16 protein-coding genes are annotated in these 19,824 nt (G+C 31.5%); 9 read left to right on the forward strand and 7 right to left on the reverse strand.

From position 1 onward, the window contains the following. Positions 1-1,722, reverse strand: a 1,722-nt coding sequence (locus tag L6Q46_RS03990; RefSeq protein WP_291283220.1) for a tetratricopeptide repeat protein, incomplete at its 3' end; no start/stop codon positions are given. Between the two features lie 188 nt (positions 1,723-1,910). Between L6Q46_RS03990 and L6Q46_RS03995 the strand changes: the two genes are divergently transcribed. From L6Q46_RS03995 to L6Q46_RS04005, 3 genes are read left to right on the forward strand one after another with little or no spacing between them, the layout of a single operon-like run. After that, the gene (locus tag L6Q46_RS03995) at positions 1,911-2,594 is read left to right on the forward strand and encodes an ATP-binding cassette domain-containing protein (RefSeq protein ID WP_111566730.1); all 684 of its coding nucleotides are present in this window, start codon (positions 1,911-1,913) and stop codon (positions 2,592-2,594) included. Then, a complete protein-coding gene (locus tag L6Q46_RS04000) occupies positions 2,595-3,482 on the forward strand; it encodes a glycosyltransferase family 2 protein (protein WP_291283221.1) in 888 nt (295 codons plus the stop codon). Further along, the gene (locus L6Q46_RS04005) at positions 3,479-4,636 is read left to right on the forward strand and encodes a glycosyltransferase family 4 protein (RefSeq protein WP_291283222.1); all 1,158 of its coding nucleotides are present in this window, start codon (positions 3,479-3,481) and stop codon (positions 4,634-4,636) included. Before L6Q46_RS04000 ends, L6Q46_RS04005 begins: the two co-directional genes overlap by 4 nt. Here L6Q46_RS04005 and L6Q46_RS04010 read toward each other — a convergent pair. Further along, positions 4,616-5,011: an FdtA/QdtA family cupin domain-containing protein gene (locus L6Q46_RS04010; protein WP_291283223.1), complete on the reverse strand. Its 396-nt coding sequence runs from the start codon at positions 5,009-5,011 to the stop codon at positions 4,616-4,618. The two genes, L6Q46_RS04005 and L6Q46_RS04010, sit on opposite strands and share 21 nt — an antisense overlap. Beyond that, positions 5,001-6,071: a glycosyltransferase gene (locus L6Q46_RS04015; RefSeq protein ID WP_291283224.1), complete on the reverse strand. Its 1,071-nt coding sequence runs from the start codon at positions 6,069-6,071 to the stop codon at positions 5,001-5,003. Before L6Q46_RS04015 ends, L6Q46_RS04010 begins: the two co-directional genes overlap by 11 nt. 53 nt (positions 6,072-6,124) lie before the next feature. Between L6Q46_RS04015 and L6Q46_RS04020 the strand changes: the two genes are divergently transcribed. Beyond that, entirely contained in the window at positions 6,125-7,000 is an 876-nt protein-coding gene (locus L6Q46_RS04020; RefSeq protein WP_291283225.1) for a glycosyltransferase, read from the forward strand. On the opposite strand, the gene L6Q46_RS04025 is transcribed toward L6Q46_RS04020, so the two are convergent. From L6Q46_RS04025 to L6Q46_RS04040, 4 genes are all read right to left on the reverse strand, one after another. After that, complete coding sequence (locus L6Q46_RS04025; protein ID WP_291283226.1) at positions 6,997-8,454, reverse strand: oligosaccharide flippase family protein; 1,458 nt, start codon at positions 8,452-8,454, stop codon at positions 6,997-6,999. The genes L6Q46_RS04020 and L6Q46_RS04025 overlap by 4 nt on opposite strands. Positions 8,455-8,475: 21 nt before the next feature. Then, complete coding sequence (locus L6Q46_RS04030; protein WP_291283227.1) at positions 8,476-8,982, reverse strand: acyltransferase; 507 nt, start codon at positions 8,980-8,982, stop codon at positions 8,476-8,478. 66 nt (positions 8,983-9,048) lie between these two features. Then, complete coding sequence (locus tag L6Q46_RS04035) at positions 9,049-10,167, reverse strand: DegT/DnrJ/EryC1/StrS family aminotransferase (RefSeq protein ID WP_291283228.1); 1,119 nt, start codon at positions 10,165-10,167, stop codon at positions 9,049-9,051. After that, the gene (locus L6Q46_RS04040; protein ID WP_291283229.1) at positions 10,164-11,093 is read right to left on the reverse strand and encodes a FemAB family protein; all 930 of its coding nucleotides are present in this window, start codon (positions 11,091-11,093) and stop codon (positions 10,164-10,166) included. Before L6Q46_RS04040 ends, L6Q46_RS04035 begins: the two co-directional genes overlap by 4 nt. 83 nt (positions 11,094-11,176) lie before the next feature. Between L6Q46_RS04040 and L6Q46_RS04045 the strand changes: the two genes are divergently transcribed. The 5 genes from L6Q46_RS04045 to L6Q46_RS04065 form a co-directional block, all read left to right on the forward strand. Next, a complete protein-coding gene (locus L6Q46_RS04045) occupies positions 11,177-13,024 on the forward strand; it encodes a gliding motility-associated C-terminal domain-containing protein (protein ID WP_291283230.1) in 1,848 nt (615 codons plus the stop codon). Between the two features lie 99 nt (positions 13,025-13,123). After that, the gene (locus L6Q46_RS04050) at positions 13,124-16,147 is read left to right on the forward strand and encodes an amidohydrolase family protein (protein ID WP_291283231.1); all 3,024 of its coding nucleotides are present in this window, start codon (positions 13,124-13,126) and stop codon (positions 16,145-16,147) included. Between the two features lie 2 nt (positions 16,148-16,149). Further along, on the forward strand, positions 16,150-17,442 hold the full coding sequence (locus tag L6Q46_RS04055; protein WP_291283232.1) for an amidohydrolase family protein: 1,293 nt from the start codon (positions 16,150-16,152) through the stop codon (positions 17,440-17,442). Between the two features lie 64 nt (positions 17,443-17,506). Next, positions 17,507-18,295 (forward strand): RNA methyltransferase, encoded by a 789-nt coding sequence (locus L6Q46_RS04060; protein WP_291283233.1) that lies wholly within the window; start codon positions 17,507-17,509, stop codon positions 18,293-18,295. 84 nt (positions 18,296-18,379) lie between these two features. After that, positions 18,380-19,824: RelA/SpoT family protein (locus L6Q46_RS04065; protein ID WP_291283234.1), on the forward strand; the 1,445-nt coding region annotated here is incomplete at its 3' end.

A 19,824-nucleotide genomic window follows, 5' to 3' on the forward strand; every position in this document is an offset into this window, starting at 1 on the left:
GTAATCGGCATCCACACTTTTCATATCGATAGCTTTGTTGTACGCATCCATAGCTGGCCAATATTTTGCTGCCATGAAATTACAATCACCTAATCTCAAATACGCATCTGTCAAGCGAACTCTATCATCTTTAGCTGATTTTGTATAAGTGTCAAAATATTGAATTGCATTTTCATATTCTTTCAACTTGAAATACGAATACGCTAAGTTGTAATTTGCATTAGCAAACTCAGGCGTATTTGAAGCTTCAGCCGAATTTAAAAACTGTTTAAAACTTAATTTTGCTTCTTCAAATTGGTCTAAATTGTATTCGGTTTCTGCTTTCCAAAAAGTTGCTCTTGCAGTGAATTTCGCATCTTTGTTTTCGGCTAACGATTTTTTAAACAAAGAATAAGCTCCTTTGTAATCGCCATCGGTATACAATTCTAAACCTCTGTAAAACGTTACTTTTTGATACGCTAATTTGTTTTCTGGAGATTTATTTTTTTCCAATAAAACCAAAGCTTCTTTATAGTTTTTTGAAGTGATATACGAACTAATCAACAACGTATTGATTTCCGACTTATAAGGTGTATTAGGATATTTCGCCATGTAATCATTCATCACTTCCGGAACCGATTTATATGGATTTCCGATTTCATAACTCAATTTCGCATAATTCAAATAGGCATCTTCTTGAATTTTCAAATCAAATTCCATTTCAGAAGCCGTTTTGAAAGCGTTTAATGCTTGTTGTTTTTTATCGGTTTTTAAATAACTTTCTGCTAAATGATAATACGCATTTTGAGCCACAGCATCATTTCCATCAATAATTTTATTGAATTGTGAAATCGCGTTTTCGTAATCTTTTTGTTGGTAATAGGTATAACCTAACTGGTAAAAATCCGTGTTATTCCATTTTCCTTTTTTACCGTTATACGCTAGTAAATATGGAAGTGCTTTGTCGTATTGTTTTAAATTGAAATAACTTTCTCCAATGATTTTCGATAATTCACTTTTTTCTTCTCCTTTTGATTTTGGCATTTGTTCTAAACCTAAATCGATGGCTTTTTGGAAATTACCAAGCTTGAAATTCATATCGGCTTGAAAATAGCCCATTTTTTCTTTGTACTTGTCTTGGTCAGAAACTTGATCAAAATATTGATTCGCGCTTTTGTAATCATCGGTTTCATACGACATGTAACCTAAATAATATTTCGCCTGACTTCCAAAAGTCTTAGAATTCACTACTTGATTGAAATATTTTGTAGCTTCTTTTGTGTTTTTAGCAGTGAAATAAGCATATCCTTTTTGGAAATTATATTTTTCTCTATCTTCTTGCGACATATTGTTTGAATCCGCTTTATCAAACCATTCTAGAGATTTTGGATAATTTCCTTGATCAAAATAGTAATGTGCTACTTCAATATAGGCTTGATTAGTTTTTGTACTCGTTGGATAATCTTCTACAAAACTTTCTACCAAAACATCAGCTCCCATTTGGTCTAAACGAATCGCACAATTGGCAATATAGTAAGCACAATCCGATTCTACTTCCATATTGTCGGTTTTCGATTTTACTTTGTCGAATAAAATTTGAGCTGCTTGATACTGTTTGTCTTTGTACAATTCTACCGCGCGATTAAACTCCGTTAATTCGTGCGTGTAAACAGAAGATTGTTGGGCTAAAAGTGTTCCCGAAAAGAACACCATTAAAAAAGAAAGTTTTAAATACTTTATCATGTGATTCGTTATTTATAAGTTCCAAATATAAGGCTTATTGTAAGTATTAACGAAGGTTCTTAACATATTATTGTACAATTTTTGAACATAGTTTTTAACTAAACACAATAATTTTAACCGAATTTGGTTTAAAATTTTGATACAGAACCATAAGTTATTACTTTTACATTTTAAAATCTAATTTATATATGTCGCAATCAGTTCTATCCTTAAAAAATGTAACAATTTATCAAGATAAAAATCCAGTTTTAACCGATGTAAATATCGAAGTAAAACATGGCGAATTTCTTTATTTGATTGGTAGAACAGGTTCGGGAAAAAGTAGTTTTTTAAAAACACTTTATGCTGATTTGGCATTAACAGATGGCGAAGGAAGTATTGTAGATTATGATTTAACGACTTTAAAAGAGAGTGATATTCCGTATTTGAGAAGAAAATTAGGTGTTGTTTTTCAAGATTTCAAATTACTTTCTGACCGAAGCGTAAAAGAAAATCTTCTATTCGTTCTTAAAGCAACTGGCTGGACAGAAAAAGAAGAAATGGACGTTAAAATTGAAGAAGTTTTAGATAAGGTTGGGATGAAAGGTTTTGCTTCAAAAATGCCACACCAACTTTCTGGTGGAGAACAACAACGTGTTGGAATTGCAAGAGCCTTATTAAACGACCCAGAAATCATTTTAGCAGACGAACCAACAGGAAACCTTGACCCACAAACCAGTGTTGAAGTTATGGAAGTACTTAGAAAAATTAACGCAAACGGAAAAACCATTTTAATGGCAACTCACGATTATGCATTAGTTTTAAAATACCCTTCAAAAACACTTAAATTTGAAGGTGGAAAAATGTTTGAAGTAGTTCAAAGAACGGTGTAAATGTTATCGGTTTTAATAACGATATACCATTACAATCTTTTGCCTCTAGTAAAAGAAATTCATCAACAATGTCTTGATTTAGGTATCGATTTTGAAATTTTAACGCAAGACGATGCTTCCCATTCGATTTATAATGTTGAGAACGAAAAAATAAATTTACTATCTAATTGCAGCTATGTTTCTCTTGAAAAAAACGTAGGTTATCGTGAAAACAAAAATATTTTAGTTAGCCAATCTAAATATGAAAATTTATTGATTTTAGATGGTGATTGTGTTTTACCTTTTCCAAATTTTATAAAAAATTACGTAGACCAAATCCCTAATTATGAAGTAGTTTATGGCGGAAGAATTCACGCTGAAAAAGCGCCTTCAAAACAACAATTACTTCGCTGGAAATATGGCAAATTCATGGAAGACCAAACAGTCGACCAAAGAAATAAAAATGGGTACCGAGCTACTTTGTTCAATAATACTTTGATAAAAAAATCGGTTTTTAATCGCATTAAATTTGACAGTTCGTTTAAAAAATACGGTCATGATGACACACTTTTTTCATTCGAACTTCAAAAAATGAACGCTAAAGTTAGACACATTCATAATCCTGTTCAACATGATGATATTGACACGAATGCTGTTTATGTTGAAAAAACTAAAAACTCGTTAGACAATTTATTTTTACTCTATAAAAAACAACTAATTACAAAAGAATACAGCAAAATGGTTAACTTAGTTTCTAAGTTACATACTTTTAAAATCACTTATGTATTAGCGGTTTTGTATTCTGTTTTTGGGAAATTTATAGAGAATCAACTTAAAGGAAATAATCCATCATTGTTTGTTTTTAATTTGTTTCGATTGACTTATTTTAGTAAAATTTATATTGGATGAAAATACTGATAATCAATAATTTTAATAGTAAAAATCGCGTTGGCGGTGTCGAACACTATTTACATGAATTGATTCAGTATACTAAAAAAAACAATTCTGATTACATCTTCAAATGGTTTGGGAAGGATAAAATAAAAACCAATTGGGTTGAAAAATTCTACCATAAAACCATCACACAGGAAATTATAAGAGAAATCCAAAGTTTCCAACCCGATATTATTCATTGTTTTAGTATTGGCGCACCAATAACGCCGCATTTTATGGAATTTGCTAAATCTAAAGGAATTCCAATAGTATATTCGTTTCGCGATTACTATTACATCTGCCCAAAAAATTACATGTTGAATGACAAAAACGAAGTAATTCACAAACATGAAAGTGCTTTAGAATGTATTTTACATCATCAACCGAAACGAAATATTTTATTTGATACTTTGTTGTATTTAAAGCAATCGCATCATAAAAGCATCATCAAAAAGCATATTGATTATTTTTTAACTCCATCAGAAAATTTAACACAATTTATCTCAAAACATTTTCAAAAAGAAGGAAAAACGCTACCTAATCCAATACTAATCGAACAAAATCAAAATTCAAAAACAGAAGGAAATTATATTTTGTTTGTAGGACGATTGGTTCCAGAAAAAGGAGTTTTGACTTTAATAAAAGCATTTCAAAATATTACAAAACAATTTCCAGAAGAACAATTATGGATTGTTGGTAAAGGAAATCAATTAGAAGAACTTCAGAATTTTACAGAGAATAACAAACTGCAAAACGTTTCCTTTTTAGGAAATAAATCACGTGAAGAATTACAAGAAATATATAATAATTCGAAATTTTCAGTAGTTCCGAGTGAATATTTAGAAGCGTATGGCAATGTAATTTTAGAAAGTTTTGCTTTTGGAAAAACGGTAATTACTAGTGATTTAGTTGGGATTAAAAATGAAATTGAGCAAAATCATGTTGGACTAACTTATTCCTTCAAAAATCAAAAAGCATTGGAAGAAAAAATGATGGAACTTCTTTCAAATTCAGGTTTAAAAAGCGAATTAGAAAACAACATTTTGAAGTATTTAGCCACCAAAACGTTTTCAAAACATTTTGAAGATTTGGTAACAATTTATGAAAATTTACTTACTCGAAATCGCTAAAAATTCATTAAAATCTCTAATATAATCTGCCTCTGAAAACACATCAGAAGCTACTACCAAACAAACTGCTCCTGATGAAAAGTTTTTCAGTTCGCGCCAAATTCCATTGGTAATTAACAAGCCTTCAAAAGGTTTATTCAAAGTAACTGATTTTTCAACTTTTCCATCATTTAGAATTACATCAAAACTACCTGATAATGCAATCAAAAACTCTTGTTGTTCTTTGTGCGAATGACCACCGCGCTCTGCTCCTGCCGGAACATCGTACAAATAATAAACACGCTTAATTTCAAACGGCACAACTTCCTTTTCGATAACGGATAAATTACCTCTTGGATCTTCTATTTTTGGGATATTTATGATGTTAATTTCCATTTTTTAAAATTTGTAACCACTGATTAACAATTACACTTGACTGAAATTTTGCTACACTTGAAATCGCATTGTTCTTACAATTTTGATAGAAAATTTCGTCTTCTACAAATATATCTAATTTGCGAGTTAATTCATCAAAATTTTGGTTTTCTACTAAGATTCCATTGCTATTATTATGGATTAATTCTCTTGGACCATATTCGCAATCAAATGAAACTACTGGAACTCCTAAACTTAAAGCCTCTAAAATAACCATTGAAAACCCTTCATACTGACTTGATAAAACCAAAAACTTTGCTTTTGAAATATAATCATAAACATTTTCTTTGAAACCTAAAAGATGAACAACAGCTTGTAAATTGAAATCGCAAATCTTTTTTTCTAAATTGACTTGTTCTTCTCCTGTTCCTAAAATTACCAAATGGATATTTTTTTCAGGTAAATGAGACTTGGAATAACTCTCAATTAATTTATCAAATTGTTTCAGTTTAACTAATCTCCCAACGGCAATTACATATTTGAAAGGCAAAATTTCAGAATTAGAAGGTGTTTTAAAATCAAATGAATTCGGAATTACTTCAATTGCGCTGTTTTTAAACTCAATTTCTATCTTTTGTTTAACACCGTTTGAAACGGCAACAACTTTATACACTTTTTGAAGTATTAGTTTCGCAATCCATTTATTTTCAGTTAAATAATTCTCCAATTTACTACTATGAATGGTGTAAATCGTTTTGATATTTTGATAAATAAAATGCAGAAATACCCATTCCATTTTTGGATTAATGCGATGACGAAAATCGATTACATAATCAAATTGTTCTTTTTTAAGATACTTTCGGAGTTTAAAGTATTTAATAAATTTCGAATACTTTCCAAACGAAACTAATTGTCCTGCAAATTCGAATTCAATTTTGTCTTCTAAAACTATTGTATGAACTTCAATTCCTTCATCGTGAAGCATTTTTGTTGTTGTTCCAAAAACGCGTTCCAAACCACCTTCAGCCAATTTATAACCAATTACGGCTACTTTTAGTTGTTTTTTTGAGTGGTTTATCATTTCGATTCGATTAGTTTCTTAATTTAGCATAAAAATAGATTTAAAAACCCAATATGCAAAATTTTCCGCTAGTTAGTGTTATTTGTTTATCGTATAATCACGAAGCTTACGTAGTGGATGCCTTAAATTCTGTAATTAATCAAACCTATTCAAATATTGAATTATTAATTGCTGATGATTGTAGTTCAGATCATTCGGTTGGAGTAATTCAAGATTGGTTGCAACATCATCCAAATGTCTATTTTTCGGCTAACGAAAAGAATTTAGGCAACACAAAAACCTTCAATCAATTAGCAAAAAAAGCAAAAGGCGAATTCATTATCGATTTAGCAGCTGATGATGTTTTATTACCCAATTGCATTGAAAAACAAGTAACAACTTTCCAAAATTCAAAGTATGAAAACTTAGGAATTGTTTACGGAAACTTAATAGAAATTGATGAAAACGGTAATTTCATACGAAATTATTATACCGAAGAAGACCATCCAGAAAGTGGAAATATTTACAAAATGGTGATTGGTAGAACTACTAAAATTTGTTCTGTTTCTTCTATGGTTAAAAAATCGATTTTTGAAAAATTAGGATATTACGATGAAAATTTGGCTTACGAAGATTTAGATTTGTGGGTTAGAGCTTCTAGAGTTTATGAATTTGAATATATTGACTCTTTTTTAGTTAAAAAAAGAGAACTTTCTACTTCATTAAGTGCTTTTTTTACACAACGAAACAATAAAAAAACAAAGCGTTTACATGAATCTTCACTTACTATTTTAAAAAAAGCCTATTGTTTAAACCAAACCAAAGACGAGTATAAAGCTTTGTTAGGAAGAATTCAGTTTGAGTTTTATAAATTTCTAAAATCGAGAAACTATTTATTACTATTTCAATTACTTTTTTTAGGTTTAAAAACGAAATATAAATCTGTTTAATCTGTCTTTTTAAGATTATTTTTAAATTTAAAAATCGAAAATAATATTGAGATAAAAAACGCACCTAAAACTATTGGGTTTTCATAAGACATTTCAAACCAAATTAATGAAATTAAAGCTGTCAATCCTAAGAAAATTGAAAATATAATTACTTGTATCGTTTCGTTTGAAAATTGAAATTGATAGTTTTTGTAGACTGTGAAAAAATTATATCCGAGAGAAACTAAAAACATCGCGCTAAAAGCAATTCCTAATCCAATTAATCCAAAATAATACGTTAATATAACCGAAGTTAATACATTTATCAAATCGCTTACAAGATTTTGTTTAAAAAACAACTTTCGGTTACCTTTAACTAGTGAAATAAATCCTATTGGCCAAGCAATAGTTTTTAAAATCAACCCAAACAAAGCTATTTTTAAGACCAATAAAACATCTAGAAATTCGGTCGAATATAAAAGAGTAATTATTTGTGGCGCAAACAAATACATTCCTAAAACTAAAGGAACAACAAGAAAAAGAGCAAATTGTGTTTGTTGATTGATGTATTTTTCAAAAGTAGATTTATCATTTTCGAGATTACATAATTGCGGGTAAAAATCATTAGACATTACAACAAAAATTAAACTCAAATAACCAATTAAAATAGTTTGACTAACCTGAAAAATTCCTAAAGCTTCTAGAGATAAAAAATCCATCAAGAAAAGACGAATTACATAATAGGCAATTTGATTTATTAAAGCGCCCATTGATAAAATTAAACCCAATTTTACCATTGGTAATCCTTCAAAAAAAACTTGTCTTAATGAAATTGATATTGAACTTACGTCGATATTAATCGTATAAAAATAAATTATTACATAAGAAAAAACTGTTGAAAACAAGATCGATATTGCAATTCCATCAATTCCAAAAAAAGAATAGCAAAATAGCGCTGAAATCATCTGAATAATAGCACTCCAAACTTGAATTACTACCATTTTTTTTAATTGTCTTTTACCTTGTAGGATAGCAATTTTAGCCGAAAACAAAGAGAAAAACAAAAAATAAATAAACAATAAGAAAAACCAAATAAAGGAAGCTCCTTCGGGATAAAAATTTGTAAAGAAAAAATATGAAGTGATTGCAAATACTATTCCTCCTAAAATTCCTGAAAATATTGACCAATAAAGAATAATCTTAATTTTTCGATTTTCATCACTTAAATCCGTATCCGATTCATTTGTTGCTAATGCAATTTCACGCACACTACTTGCTGGAATTCCAAAATTGACAAAACCGTATAAAACACTTAATAAATTTTCAACCAAACCAATAATTCCAATACCAATGGTTCCTAAATACAATGCTGCTACTTTATTAACAATAACTTTTGCAATAATTTTTACAAGATGAGAAACACCAAAAATTCCGGTGCTCTTTAAAATGGAAAAGTGAAAATTTTTATCTTGCATACGAATAACTTGGTAAGTTACTTAATTCAATTCTCGAATTACTTTTGCTGGATTACCAACTGCTACAGAATTTGAAGTAATTGATTTTGTTACCACACTACCATTTCCTACAACAGCATTATCGCCAATTGAAACGCCTTTTAAAATCGTTACATTATCGCCAATAAAAACATTATTTCCTATTCGAATGGGTGCCGCATTTGGAATTCCAGATTTACGTTTATCAATGGCTAAATTATGTCCGTCATTATCTAAAAAAGAACAATTAACACCAACTAAAACATCATTTCCAAATTCAATTTTAACATTTGCTTCAATTCTACAATTATTATTAAAATGGTTATTCTTCCCAAAGATAATTTCTGAATCTGTATTCCTTGCTTCAATGTAACAATAGGAAGAATAAAACATTGGCGATTCTTTATATCCAAATTTACAGTTTGAATCAAAAAACAATTTTCCTTTACCATTTAAAAGTAACGGTTGATTTGCTATTGGCTTTCCTGTAACATTTTGACATTCTGACAAAAAGCTATATTTCAAAACCCTTAATTTAACAAAAAGAATATTTTTTATGCTACTTTTTAAACTCATTTAAAACTTATTTAAAATGGTTATAATATGCTGGATTTCGGAAGCTTTTAAACCCGAATTCAACGGAATACTCAAAACCTCATCATGAATTTTCTCAGTAATTGGAAACGACAATTGATTCCAATTCGTTAAGGCTTTTTGTTTGTGAGGTGGAATTGGATAATGAATCATGGTATCAATTCCGTTTTCTTTCAAATAATTTTGTAATGCTAATCGGTTGGAAGTTCTAATGACAAATAAATGAAACACGTGGTTTTGAGACAAATCCCATGTTGGCATGATGATTTTATCATTATTGATTTCCGAAAGATAGCGTTTTGCCATGCTTCTTCTGAACTCGTTTTCCGAATCTAATTGTTTTAATTTAATACTTAAAAAAGTCGCTTGTAATTCATCTAATCTCGAATTTACTCCTATAATTTCATTTTCATATTTTACTTTCGAACCATAATTTCGCATCGAAAACAAAACACTTGCTAACTCATCATCATTCGTTGTAATAGCACCTGCATCGCCTAAAGCTCCAAGATTTTTTCCTGGATAAAAACTAAACGCTGCAGCGTGACTTAAATTTCCTGCTCTTGCTTCTTCCAACTTCCTGCTTCCTGCTTCCAACTTACCACCATGTGCTTGCGCGGCATCTTCAATAACTAATAAATTATGCTTTTGAGCAATTTTATTAATAGCTTTCATTTCGCACAATTGCCCGTATAAATGAACAGGTAAAATGGCTTTTGTTTTGGACGTTATTTTAGCTTCAATTTCTTCTGGATTGATATTGTATGTTTCTAACCTTGGCTCTACTAAAACCGGAACTAAATCGGCTTGTAAAACTGCTAAAATACTAGCAATATAGGTATTTGCTGGAACGATTACTTCATCTCCTTTTTGTAGTTTCCCTAAATGAATGTAAGCCTTAAAAATCAACACTAAAGCATCTAATCCATTACCAACTCCAATACAATGCTTTGTGCCGCAATAAGTAGCAAAATCAGTTTCAAATTGCTTGACTTCGTTACCTAAAATATACCAACCACCTTCTAGGAATTGCTTCATTTTTTTCTGAAAAGCAACTTCAAAAGGTTGATTTAGTTTTCTTAAATTTAGGAAATGGATCATAACTTTATACAATAAAAATCATTAGTAAACACATCACATCCTAACTCGATTTTTTGATTTAAAAGCCCTTCATTATTGCTAACTGTTCCCATATCAAAATAGAAACACCCATCATTTTTGAACTTTTGAATAAGACTAATAAATAAAAAATCTAATGCTCTTAATTTTTCTCCGGCTTTTGTTGTTGCGCCGTATTGAGATTTTATAACATTATCGAATTTAAAAATAGTAATTCCTGCAACAATTTCATCTTCGTAATAGGCTGAGTATTGAATAATATTAGAATTGAATTTTTCTTTCAATTGTTGGATTTCATTCAAACCATGAACCGGATTTGCATCGTACTTTTCAGATAATCTTGGAATTAAAACATCATTCCAAAACAATGAAAAATCGTCTTCCGCTATCATTTCTAGTTTTGCTACCGCTTTTTTAAAATGCTTGAACTTACTTTTTGAAAGTTTCCACTCATTTCTTAAATCAATTATCAAATTCATTTCACGATTTAAAAGCTCTGCTCCAATTTCATGTAAGTAACAATCAAATTCTTGCGTATTCGATTTGTTATAAATTGTTGGAATAATTTTAATTTTTACTTCTGTAAATGATTCTTTTTTTAAAAACAAAAGCAGACTATCTACCATTTTTTGCGTAAAAATAGGATTGTGATTTGTTTCAAAAACAAGTCCTCCATAAGTCAATCCTTGATGCGAATGTAAAACTGTTCCTACTCTATTGGCGGGGAAAATAGCTCGTAATTTTTGGGTTTCATCAAATAGCAACAAAGAATAATCTTCAAATCGATCTTGATGATATTCCATAAAATCACGATGAAACAAAAAAGTAGCGTTTTTGGCTTTGGCTACAAATTCATTCCACTCATCATAATTTTCAGTTGTATATTTTTGTACGAGATACTTTTTCAAAAATTGACTTTTAAAGCGGAAAATTACTAAATTTTTACGGCATCTGATTTCTTTATTCTGTTTTTTAAAAAAAATATAGTAAATTGGAACCAAATTTTCACAAAATCAACATGTTGAAAAAATTACTTTGCCTCATTTTTTTTCTAGAAATTTTAATCCCAACTTTAACTAAAGCTCAGGATATTTCATTGTTTACACAAATTAATGGTAGATATGATTTTACTTTCATTGGAAACACAATGGGGCCTGATGAAAATAGTTTTCAATATCCTACTTTTTTATACACCCAATCTTCAGCAACATTAAATCTTGGACCAAACGACCGAATTGAAAGAGCGTATTTGTATTGGGCAGGAAGTGGCGCAGGTGATACAGATGTAAAATTAAACGGTATTGATATGACACCCGACATATTAAGCACTGTAGTAGGAACATCTAGTAATCTTACTTACTTTAGTGCATTTAAGGATATAACTAGTTTTGTTCAAACAACTGGCAATGGTATTTATACGCTTTCTGAATTTGACTTAAATAGTTTGGTTACTTCTTATTACAACAATGCCACACAATTTGCTGGCTGGGCAATTTTAGTCGTATATGAAAATCCAGCGTTAACTTTAAATCAAATTAATATCTATCAAGGATTAGAAGCCTTATCTCCAAACCCAGCTCTTGGTATAATTGACTACATGACTATACAACTTAATAATTTATACTTAATTAGTAATACAGGAGCAAAAATTGGATTTATTGCTTGGGAAGGAGATAGATTTATACAAGAAAGTGAACGCTTGAGTTTTACTGCAAATAGTGTAACTAACGTACTTAGTAATCCATTAAATCCAAGTAATAACGCTTTCAACGGAACTAATACCGAAACAAACGCTACAAATCTATACAACATGGATTTAGATGTTTATTCTATTGAAAATTATATTGTTCCTGGTACAACATCTGCAACGGTCTCACTACAATCAGCCCAAGATTATGTAATGCTAAATACTGTTGTTACGAAACTAAACAGTCAATTACCAGATGCTACAATTGTATTAGAAAACCCAAGTTCTACATGTAATTCTAGAGAAGTTACTATAGATTTCACCGTTTCAAATTTAAATAGCACAGAAGTTTTACAAGCCAATACTCCCATTACTTTTTATGCAGGAACCCAAGCCATTGCTACAACTTACACTCAAAATATAATTCCAATTGGCGGAAGTGAAAATGGAACTATCACTCTAACTATTCCATCAACAATACCTTTAACTTTCACTCTAATTGCAAATGTTGATGATACTGGAAATGGCACAGGAATTAGACCCGAATTAATTGAAACCAATAATTCGTTCCAAATTGAAATTGAATTGATAGTTTCTCCAACTTTCAACAACTTAAATTCATTAATTTCTTGTAATCTAGGATTAACTCGGGGTGTTTTTGATTTCTCAAGTTACTCAGAATTAGTAAAAACAAATTCAAGTCATATAGTTTCTTTTCATGAAAGTTATAATGATGCTGTTCAAAACATAAATGCTATTACAAACACTTCAAACTACGAGGCAATTACAACTCCAAAAGAAATTTTCGTACGTATTGATAACGGATGTTTTGCTGTGACTTCGTTTTTATTATTAACCGAAAATTGTCCTCCAACGGTTTATAATGCCGTTTCTCCAAATAATGATTACTCAAACGACACTTTCTTCATTGATGGACTTCGAGATATTTTCGTGAATTTTGAATTGTTAATTTACAACCGTTGGGGCAAACATTTATGGACCGGAAACAACAACAAACCCGATTGGGATGGTTATATTGAAGATGGCGTTGGAAGTACTCTTGCTCCTGCTGGTACTTACTATTACATTCTTTATTTAAATGATCCAAATTATTCAGAACCACTAACAGGTTACCTTTACATAAACCGATAATTTTTAAGTCAACAAAAGTTAAATTTTCTTAAATCGATTTCCTACAATATTAAAATCGAAGATAATTTTTATCTTTAGCCATTACTAAACCAAAAAAACATGAGATACTTATCGTTATTGTTAATATTCTTGCTTGCATTTACTAGTCAGGCGCAAGAATACTTTCCAAAAAATGATGGCGTAAAACAGAGCTTCAAAAACTATGTTGCTATTACAAACGCCACTATTTATGTATCAGCAACGCAAAAAATTGAAAAAGCAACGCTGTTAATCAAAGAAAACAAAATTGTAGAAGTTGGAACTAATGTTTCTATTCCAAAAGGAGCTACACTTGTAGATGCAACAGGAAAAACAATTTATCCTTCATTCATCGAATTGTACAGTGAATTCGGAATCAATAAACCTACCCCAAGACCAAGTGGTAACTTCACACCACAATACGATACCAATCGTGAAGGTTATTATTGGAACGATCACATCAAACCAGAATACAATGCGTATGAAAACCTAAGCTACGATTCAAAAGCAGCAGGAAGTCTAAGAGAAGCTGGCTTTGGAACGGTTTTAAGTCATCATAATGATGGTGTTATTGCTGGAACAGGTTTACTTTGGACATTAAACGACTTCGGCACAAACGCTGATAGAATGATTAAAGATAAAGTATCGCAACATTTTACATTTAGCAGAAGTAAATTTACAAAGCAAAGTTACCCTTCTTCTATGATGGGAAGTATGGCTTTAATTCGCCAAGTATTTCATGATGCGAAATGGTATGCGCAAGGAAATGCAACTAACAAAGACTTATCTTTAGAAGCTTTCAATGCTAACAAATCTTTATTGCAAATCTTCAACGCAGGAGATAAATTAAATGCATTAAGAGCAGACAAATTAGGAGATGAATTCGGTGTAAAATACTTAATCAAAGGAGGCGGAAACGAATTTGAACGCATCGATGAAATTAAAAAATCAGGAGCAACTTTTATTATCCCATTGAATTTCCCTGATGCTTATGATGTTTCTGACCCCTATTTAGCGCAACAAGTAAGTTTGAGCGATATGAAATTTTGGAATCAAGCTCCGTTCAATTTGAAAATTTTAGCAGAGAATAATGTACCTTTTGTACTTTCAACAGCGGATTTAAAAGAAACAAAATCATTCTTATCAAACTTAAGAAAAGCGGTAACTTATGGTTTACCAAAAGACAAAGCGCTATTAGCTTTAACAGAAACTCCAGCAAAATTGGTAAATCAATTTGACAAAGTAGGTTCTATTTCAAAAGGAAAATTAGCGAACTTCATAATCGTTTCAGGTGATATTTTTGAAGACAAAAGCAACATCTTAGAAAACTGGGTGCAAGGAAATCGTAATATCATCGACAAAATCAATCCTACTGATATTAGAGGAACTTATGATTTAGTTTTCGATAACCATAAATTTGAACTAAAAATCGAAGGCGAAACGTCAAAATTTGAAGCTAAAGCAGTTAAAGATAGCATCAACTTTGGAACAAAAATTCAATTTAATGATCCTTGGGTGAATTTAGTAATCAAAAACCAAGATACTACAAAAGCGAATTTCGTTAGACTTTCTGGAACTTTCGTTAAAGACATGATGCAAGGAAAAGCCGTTTTAGAAAATGGAAACGAAACTTCTTGGATAGCAACAAAAAAAGCAACTGAAGTTAAAGAGGATAAAAAGAAAGACGACAAGAAAGACGAACCAAAAGTTCCTTCAATGTATTCAGTAACGTATCCAAATATTTCGTTTGGAACAGCTGAAAAACCAAAACAAGAAACTATTCTGTTTAAAAACACAACCGTTTGGACAGGTGAAAAAGACGGAATTCTAAAAGAAACCGATGTTTTAATCCAAAACGGAAAAATTGTAAAAATTGGTAAAAACTTACCATCAACTGGAGCAAAAGTAGTTGACGGAACTGGAAAACATTTAACCGCTGGAATCATTGACGAACATTCGCACATTGCCATTTCAAACGGAGTTAACGAAGGCGGACAAAATTCATCTGCTGAAGTTACGATTGAAGATGTTGTAAATTCAGATGATATTAATATTTACAGAAATTTAGCTGGTGGCGTTACTTCGGCTAACTTATTACATGGTTCGGCAAATCCAATTGGTGGTCGCGCAGCTTTCATTAAATTAAAATGGGGTTATTCTCCTGATGAAATGTTAGTAAAAGATGCTCCAAAATATATCAAATTTGCTTTAGGTGAAAATGTAAAACAATCGAATTGGGGAGATTTTTCAAGAAACCGTTTCCCGCAATCGCGTATGGGTGTGGAACAAGTTTATGAAGATTATTTCACAAGAGCAATCGAATACAAAAACGAATGGAATACTTACAAATCAGGTAAGAATAAAAAAATGCCAAGATTTGATGTAGAAATGGAAGTTTTAGGTGAAATTTTAGCTAAAAAACGATTCATTACTTGTCACTCTTATGTCCAATCGGAAATCAATATGTTGATGAAATTAGCAGAGCGTTATGGATTCAAAATTCAAACATTTACGCATATTTTAGAGGGATATAAATTAGCTGATAAGATGTCAGCTCACGGCGTTGCTGGTTCAACATTTGCAGATTGGTGGGCTTATAAATATGAAGTTAACGATGCGATTCCATACAACGCTTCAATAATGATGAACGAAGGTGTAAAAGTTTCTATCAATTCTGATGATGCTGAAATGTCAAGACGTTTGAATCAAGAAGCAGCTAAAACAGTTAAATACGGAAACGTAACGGAAGAAGAAGCTTGGAATTTCGTAACCTTAAATCCAGCAAAAATTCTTCAAGTAGATAATAAAGTAGGAAGTATCAAAGTGGGTAAAGATGCCGATGTGGTACTTTGGTCAGATAGTCCATTATCAATCTACACAAGAGCAGAAAAAACATTAGTAGATGGAATTATTTTCTACGATTTAGAAAAAGAAAAAGAGACTTTAGCATTAATTCAAAAAGAACGTGCTGAGTTAATTAATTTCATGTTAGACGCTAAAAACAAAGGAATGAAAACGCAATTGCCTAAGAAAAAAGAAAACGGTCACTACCACTGTGATACTTTAGGAGAATATTGCAAAGAGTCTCACTACAAATACAACTAATCATGAAAAAATATATAGTTCTTTTATTTATTTCTTTGTTTGGATTTGCCCAACAAACACCGGCACCAAAACAAAGTAAATCGATTTTAATCTTAGGTGCCAAAGCGCATTTAGGAAACGGACAAGTAATTGAAAACAGTTTAATTTCAATTATTGATGGAAAAATTGCCAATATTGGCGATGCAACAGTAATGAAACCAGCCAAACACGATATTGTGATTGACGCTTCTGGAAAACATGTTTATCCAGGATTCATTGCACCAAATTCAACATTAGGTTTAGTTGAAATTGATGCGGTAAGAGCTTCAGATGACGAAAGTGAAATTGGAGAATTCAATCCACACGTGAGAAGCATCATCGCTTATAATGCAGAATCAAAATTAGTAGAAACTACGCGTCCAAATGGCGTTTTATTAGCCCAAATTACTCCAAGAGGAGGAAGAATTGCAGGAACTTCATCAATTGTTCAATTAGATGCTTGGAATTGGGAAGACGCTTCAATTAAAACAGATGACGGAATTCATTTAAACTGGCCAAGAAGCTACTCAAGAGCGGGTTGGTGGGCTGAACCAGGAGGAATTGAAATGAACAAAAATTACGATCCACAAGTAAAGGCAATTCAAGAATATTTTGACAATGCTTTTGCTTATTTGGGAAGTAAAAATGCGAAAAAGGATATTCCTTACGAAGCTATGAAAGGTTTACAATCGGGTGAGAAAACCTTGTATGTAAACGCAAATGGTGAAAAAGAAATCATTGATGCGGTTTTATTTAAAAAGAAAAACAACATCAAAAACATGGTAATTGTTGGTGGATATTACGCTTTCAAAGTTGCGAATTTATTAAAAGAAAATAACGTCTCGGTTTTATTAAAACGCGTTCACGATTTACCTTTATTAGAAGATGAAGATGTAAATTTACCATACAAAAATGCTAAATTATTAGTCGATGCAGGCGTTTTAGTTGCATTACAAAATGCAGGTGATATGGAGCGTATGCAAACAAGAAACTTACCATTTTATGCCGGAACTTGTGCCGCTTGGGGATTAACAAAAGAACAAGCGTTACAATTAATCACTGGAAATTCCGCTAAGATTTTAGGAATTGACAACCAATATGGAACGTTAGAATCTGGCAAGAGTGCTACTTTATTTATTTCTGAAGGCGACGCTTTAGATATGAAAACCAATGTAATTTCATTTGCTTTTATCGATGGACGACAAATCAGTTTAGAAAGTCACCACACCGAATTGTACCAACGTTATAAAGGAAAATTCGAACAACAAAAAAAATAAGACCAAAAGCCTTTCAGTAAATGAGAGGCTTTTTTTTGTACTTTTGCCCTATAATTTTTGATTCATGAAACAAATCACCTCGGTTCAAAATCCGTTTATTAAATCGTTAGTTCAATTACAAGAGAAGGCAAAAGTTCGTAAGCAAACGGGCACTTTTTTAATTGAAGGAAAACGCGAAATTGAATTGGCTCTAAAAGGTGGTTATGAATTAGAAACCATTCTGTTTTTACCTGAAATCATTTCCGAAAAACAATTAAACGATTTAACAACTAAACCGTTAAACATAATTGAAATTTCTAAAGAAGTCTATCAAAAATTAGCGTATCGCGATACTACCGAAGGCATTTTAGCAATCGCTAAAACAAAATCTTTAGCTTTATCCGATTTAAAACTTTCTAAAAATCCATTAATCTTAGTTGGAGAATCTTTAGAAAAACCTGGGAACGTAGGTGCTATTCTTAGAACTGCAGACGCAGCCAATATTGATGCTGTCATTATTGCCAATCCAAAAAGTGATTTATACAATCCAAATATCGTTCGTTCTAGTGTTGGTTGTTTGTTTACCCGACAAATTGCTGTTGGAACTACTGAAGAAGTTATTACTTATTTAAAAGCAAATAACATCGATATTTATTCTGCTACTTTACAAGATTCAACGGAATATCATACCCAAAACTACACTACTCCTACCGCTTTAGTTGTGGGAACAGAAGCTACTGGTTTGTCAGAAAAATGGCGAACCGAAGGCACAAAAAATATTATCATTCCCATGCAAGGCGAAATCGATTCAATGAATGTTTCAGTCGCAGCAGCCATTTTGTTATTTGAAGCCAAAAGACAACGCGGATTTTAGTCTTTCTTCTTTTCTCTTTTTTCTATTTTCTAAACTTGCACAATTAGAAAAATTAGCTTACTTTTAGTTGGTTAAAGAAAATGTATGACAGAGTTAGAATTAGAAGCCGAAAACAAAGCCATTGCGCAAGAATATAAAGAATTACTTCGCATCAGTTATCAAACTCTTACTGATGAAGACAAAAAAATCATCCGTAAAGCATTTGATGTAGCTGTTGATGCTCATAAAGACCAACGCAGAAAATCAGGTGAAGCTTATATTTTCCATCCTATTGCTGTAGCTAAAATTGTAGCTAGAGATATTGGTTTGGGAGCCACTTCTATTGCCGCAGCTTTAATGCACGATGTGGTAGAAGATACTGATATTACAGTTGAGGACATTGAAAAAATGTTCAACCCAAAAATTGCACAATTGGTTGAAGGCTTAACCAAAATTGCCAAAGTTAAAACCGACCAAGAAATTTCTGTTCAAGCAGAAAATTTTCGTAAAATGTTATTAACACTGAATGATGATGTTAGGGTAATTCTTATCAAAATTGCTGATCGTTTGCACAACATGCAAACTATGGAAAGTATGGTGGATTATAAACAAGCCAAAATTGCTTCTGAAACATTGTACATTTATGCGCCTCTAGCTCATCGTTTGGGATTATACAACATCAAAACCAAGTTAGAAGATTTAGGTTTAAAATATACCGAACCCGAAGTTTACAATGATATTGTCAGTAAAATTAAGGAAACCAAGGAAGAACAAGACGAGTACATTAAAACTATTTCAGATGTTTTGAGTAAATCGATGGTGGATGAAGGTATTGAATTTACAATCAAAGGTCGCCCAAAATCAATTTATTCTATTCGTAGAAAAATGAAAGCGCAAGGCGTTACTTTTGATGAAGTTTACGACAAATTTGCTTTACGAATTATTTACAAAGCCAACCAGCACGACGAAAAGTTTATTGCATGGAAAATATATTCAGTAGTTACCGATCATTATAGACCTTCGCCAAGTAGATTACGTGATTGGATTTCATCTCCAAAATCAACAGGTTACGAAGCTTTACACATTACTGTAATGGGTCCAAAAGGTCGTTGGGTAGAAATCCAAGTGCGAAGTGAACGCATGGACGAAATTGCAGAAAAAGGCTACGCAGCGCACTACAAATACAAAAACGGAGCTACCGAAGAACACGGTTTGGAAATTTGGCTGAACCAATTAAAAGAAGCTTTAGAAAATTCTTCAGCTAATGCCGTTGACTTTGTAGAAGATTTTAAACTGAATTTATATGCTAAAGAAATCTATGTATTTACTCCAAAAGGCGAAATCAAATCGTTACCAAAAGGAGCTACTTCGTTAGATTTTGCTTTCAGTATTCACTCAGAAATTGGTGTAAAAACTCGAGGAACACGAGTTAACGGAAAATTAGTTCCACTGAATCATGTTTTAAATAGTGGTGATCAAGTAGAAATTATTACATCGGCAAATCAAAAACCAACTTCGCAATGGTTGGACTATGTAACTACTTCGCGAGC

The sequence above is a fragment of the Flavobacterium sp. genome (assembly GCF_023151265.1).
Taxonomy (GTDB): Bacteria; Bacteroidota; Bacteroidia; order Flavobacteriales; family Flavobacteriaceae; genus Flavobacterium.

Excerpts from the sequence above, each read along its gene's own strand:
- L6Q46_RS03995 (WP_111566730.1), top strand. The coding sequence starts at position 1,911 with ATGTCGCAATCAGTTCTATCCTTAAAAAATGTAACAATTTATCAAGAT.
- L6Q46_RS04000 (WP_291283221.1), top strand. The coding sequence starts at position 2,595 with ATGTTATCGGTTTTAATAACGATATACCATTACAATCTTTTGCCTCTA.
- L6Q46_RS04005 (WP_291283222.1), top strand. The coding sequence starts at position 3,479 with ATGAAAATACTGATAATCAATAATTTTAATAGTAAAAATCGCGTTGGC.
- L6Q46_RS04010 (WP_291283223.1), bottom strand. The coding sequence starts at position 5,011 with ATGGAAATTAACATCATAAATATCCCAAAAATAGAAGATCCAAGAGGT.
- L6Q46_RS04015 (WP_291283224.1), bottom strand. The coding sequence starts at position 6,071 with ATGATAAACCACTCAAAAAAACAACTAAAAGTAGCCGTAATTGGTTAT.
- L6Q46_RS04020 (WP_291283225.1), top strand. The coding sequence starts at position 6,125 with ATGCAAAATTTTCCGCTAGTTAGTGTTATTTGTTTATCGTATAATCAC.
- L6Q46_RS04025 (WP_291283226.1), bottom strand. The coding sequence starts at position 8,454 with ATGCAAGATAAAAATTTTCACTTTTCCATTTTAAAGAGCACCGGAATT.
- L6Q46_RS04035 (WP_291283228.1), bottom strand. The coding sequence starts at position 10,167 with ATGATCCATTTCCTAAATTTAAGAAAACTAAATCAACCTTTTGAAGTT.
- L6Q46_RS04050 (WP_291283231.1), top strand. The coding sequence starts at position 13,124 with ATGAGATACTTATCGTTATTGTTAATATTCTTGCTTGCATTTACTAGT.
- L6Q46_RS04055 (WP_291283232.1), top strand. The coding sequence starts at position 16,150 with ATGAAAAAATATATAGTTCTTTTATTTATTTCTTTGTTTGGATTTGCC.
- L6Q46_RS04060 (WP_291283233.1), top strand. The coding sequence starts at position 17,507 with ATGAAACAAATCACCTCGGTTCAAAATCCGTTTATTAAATCGTTAGTT.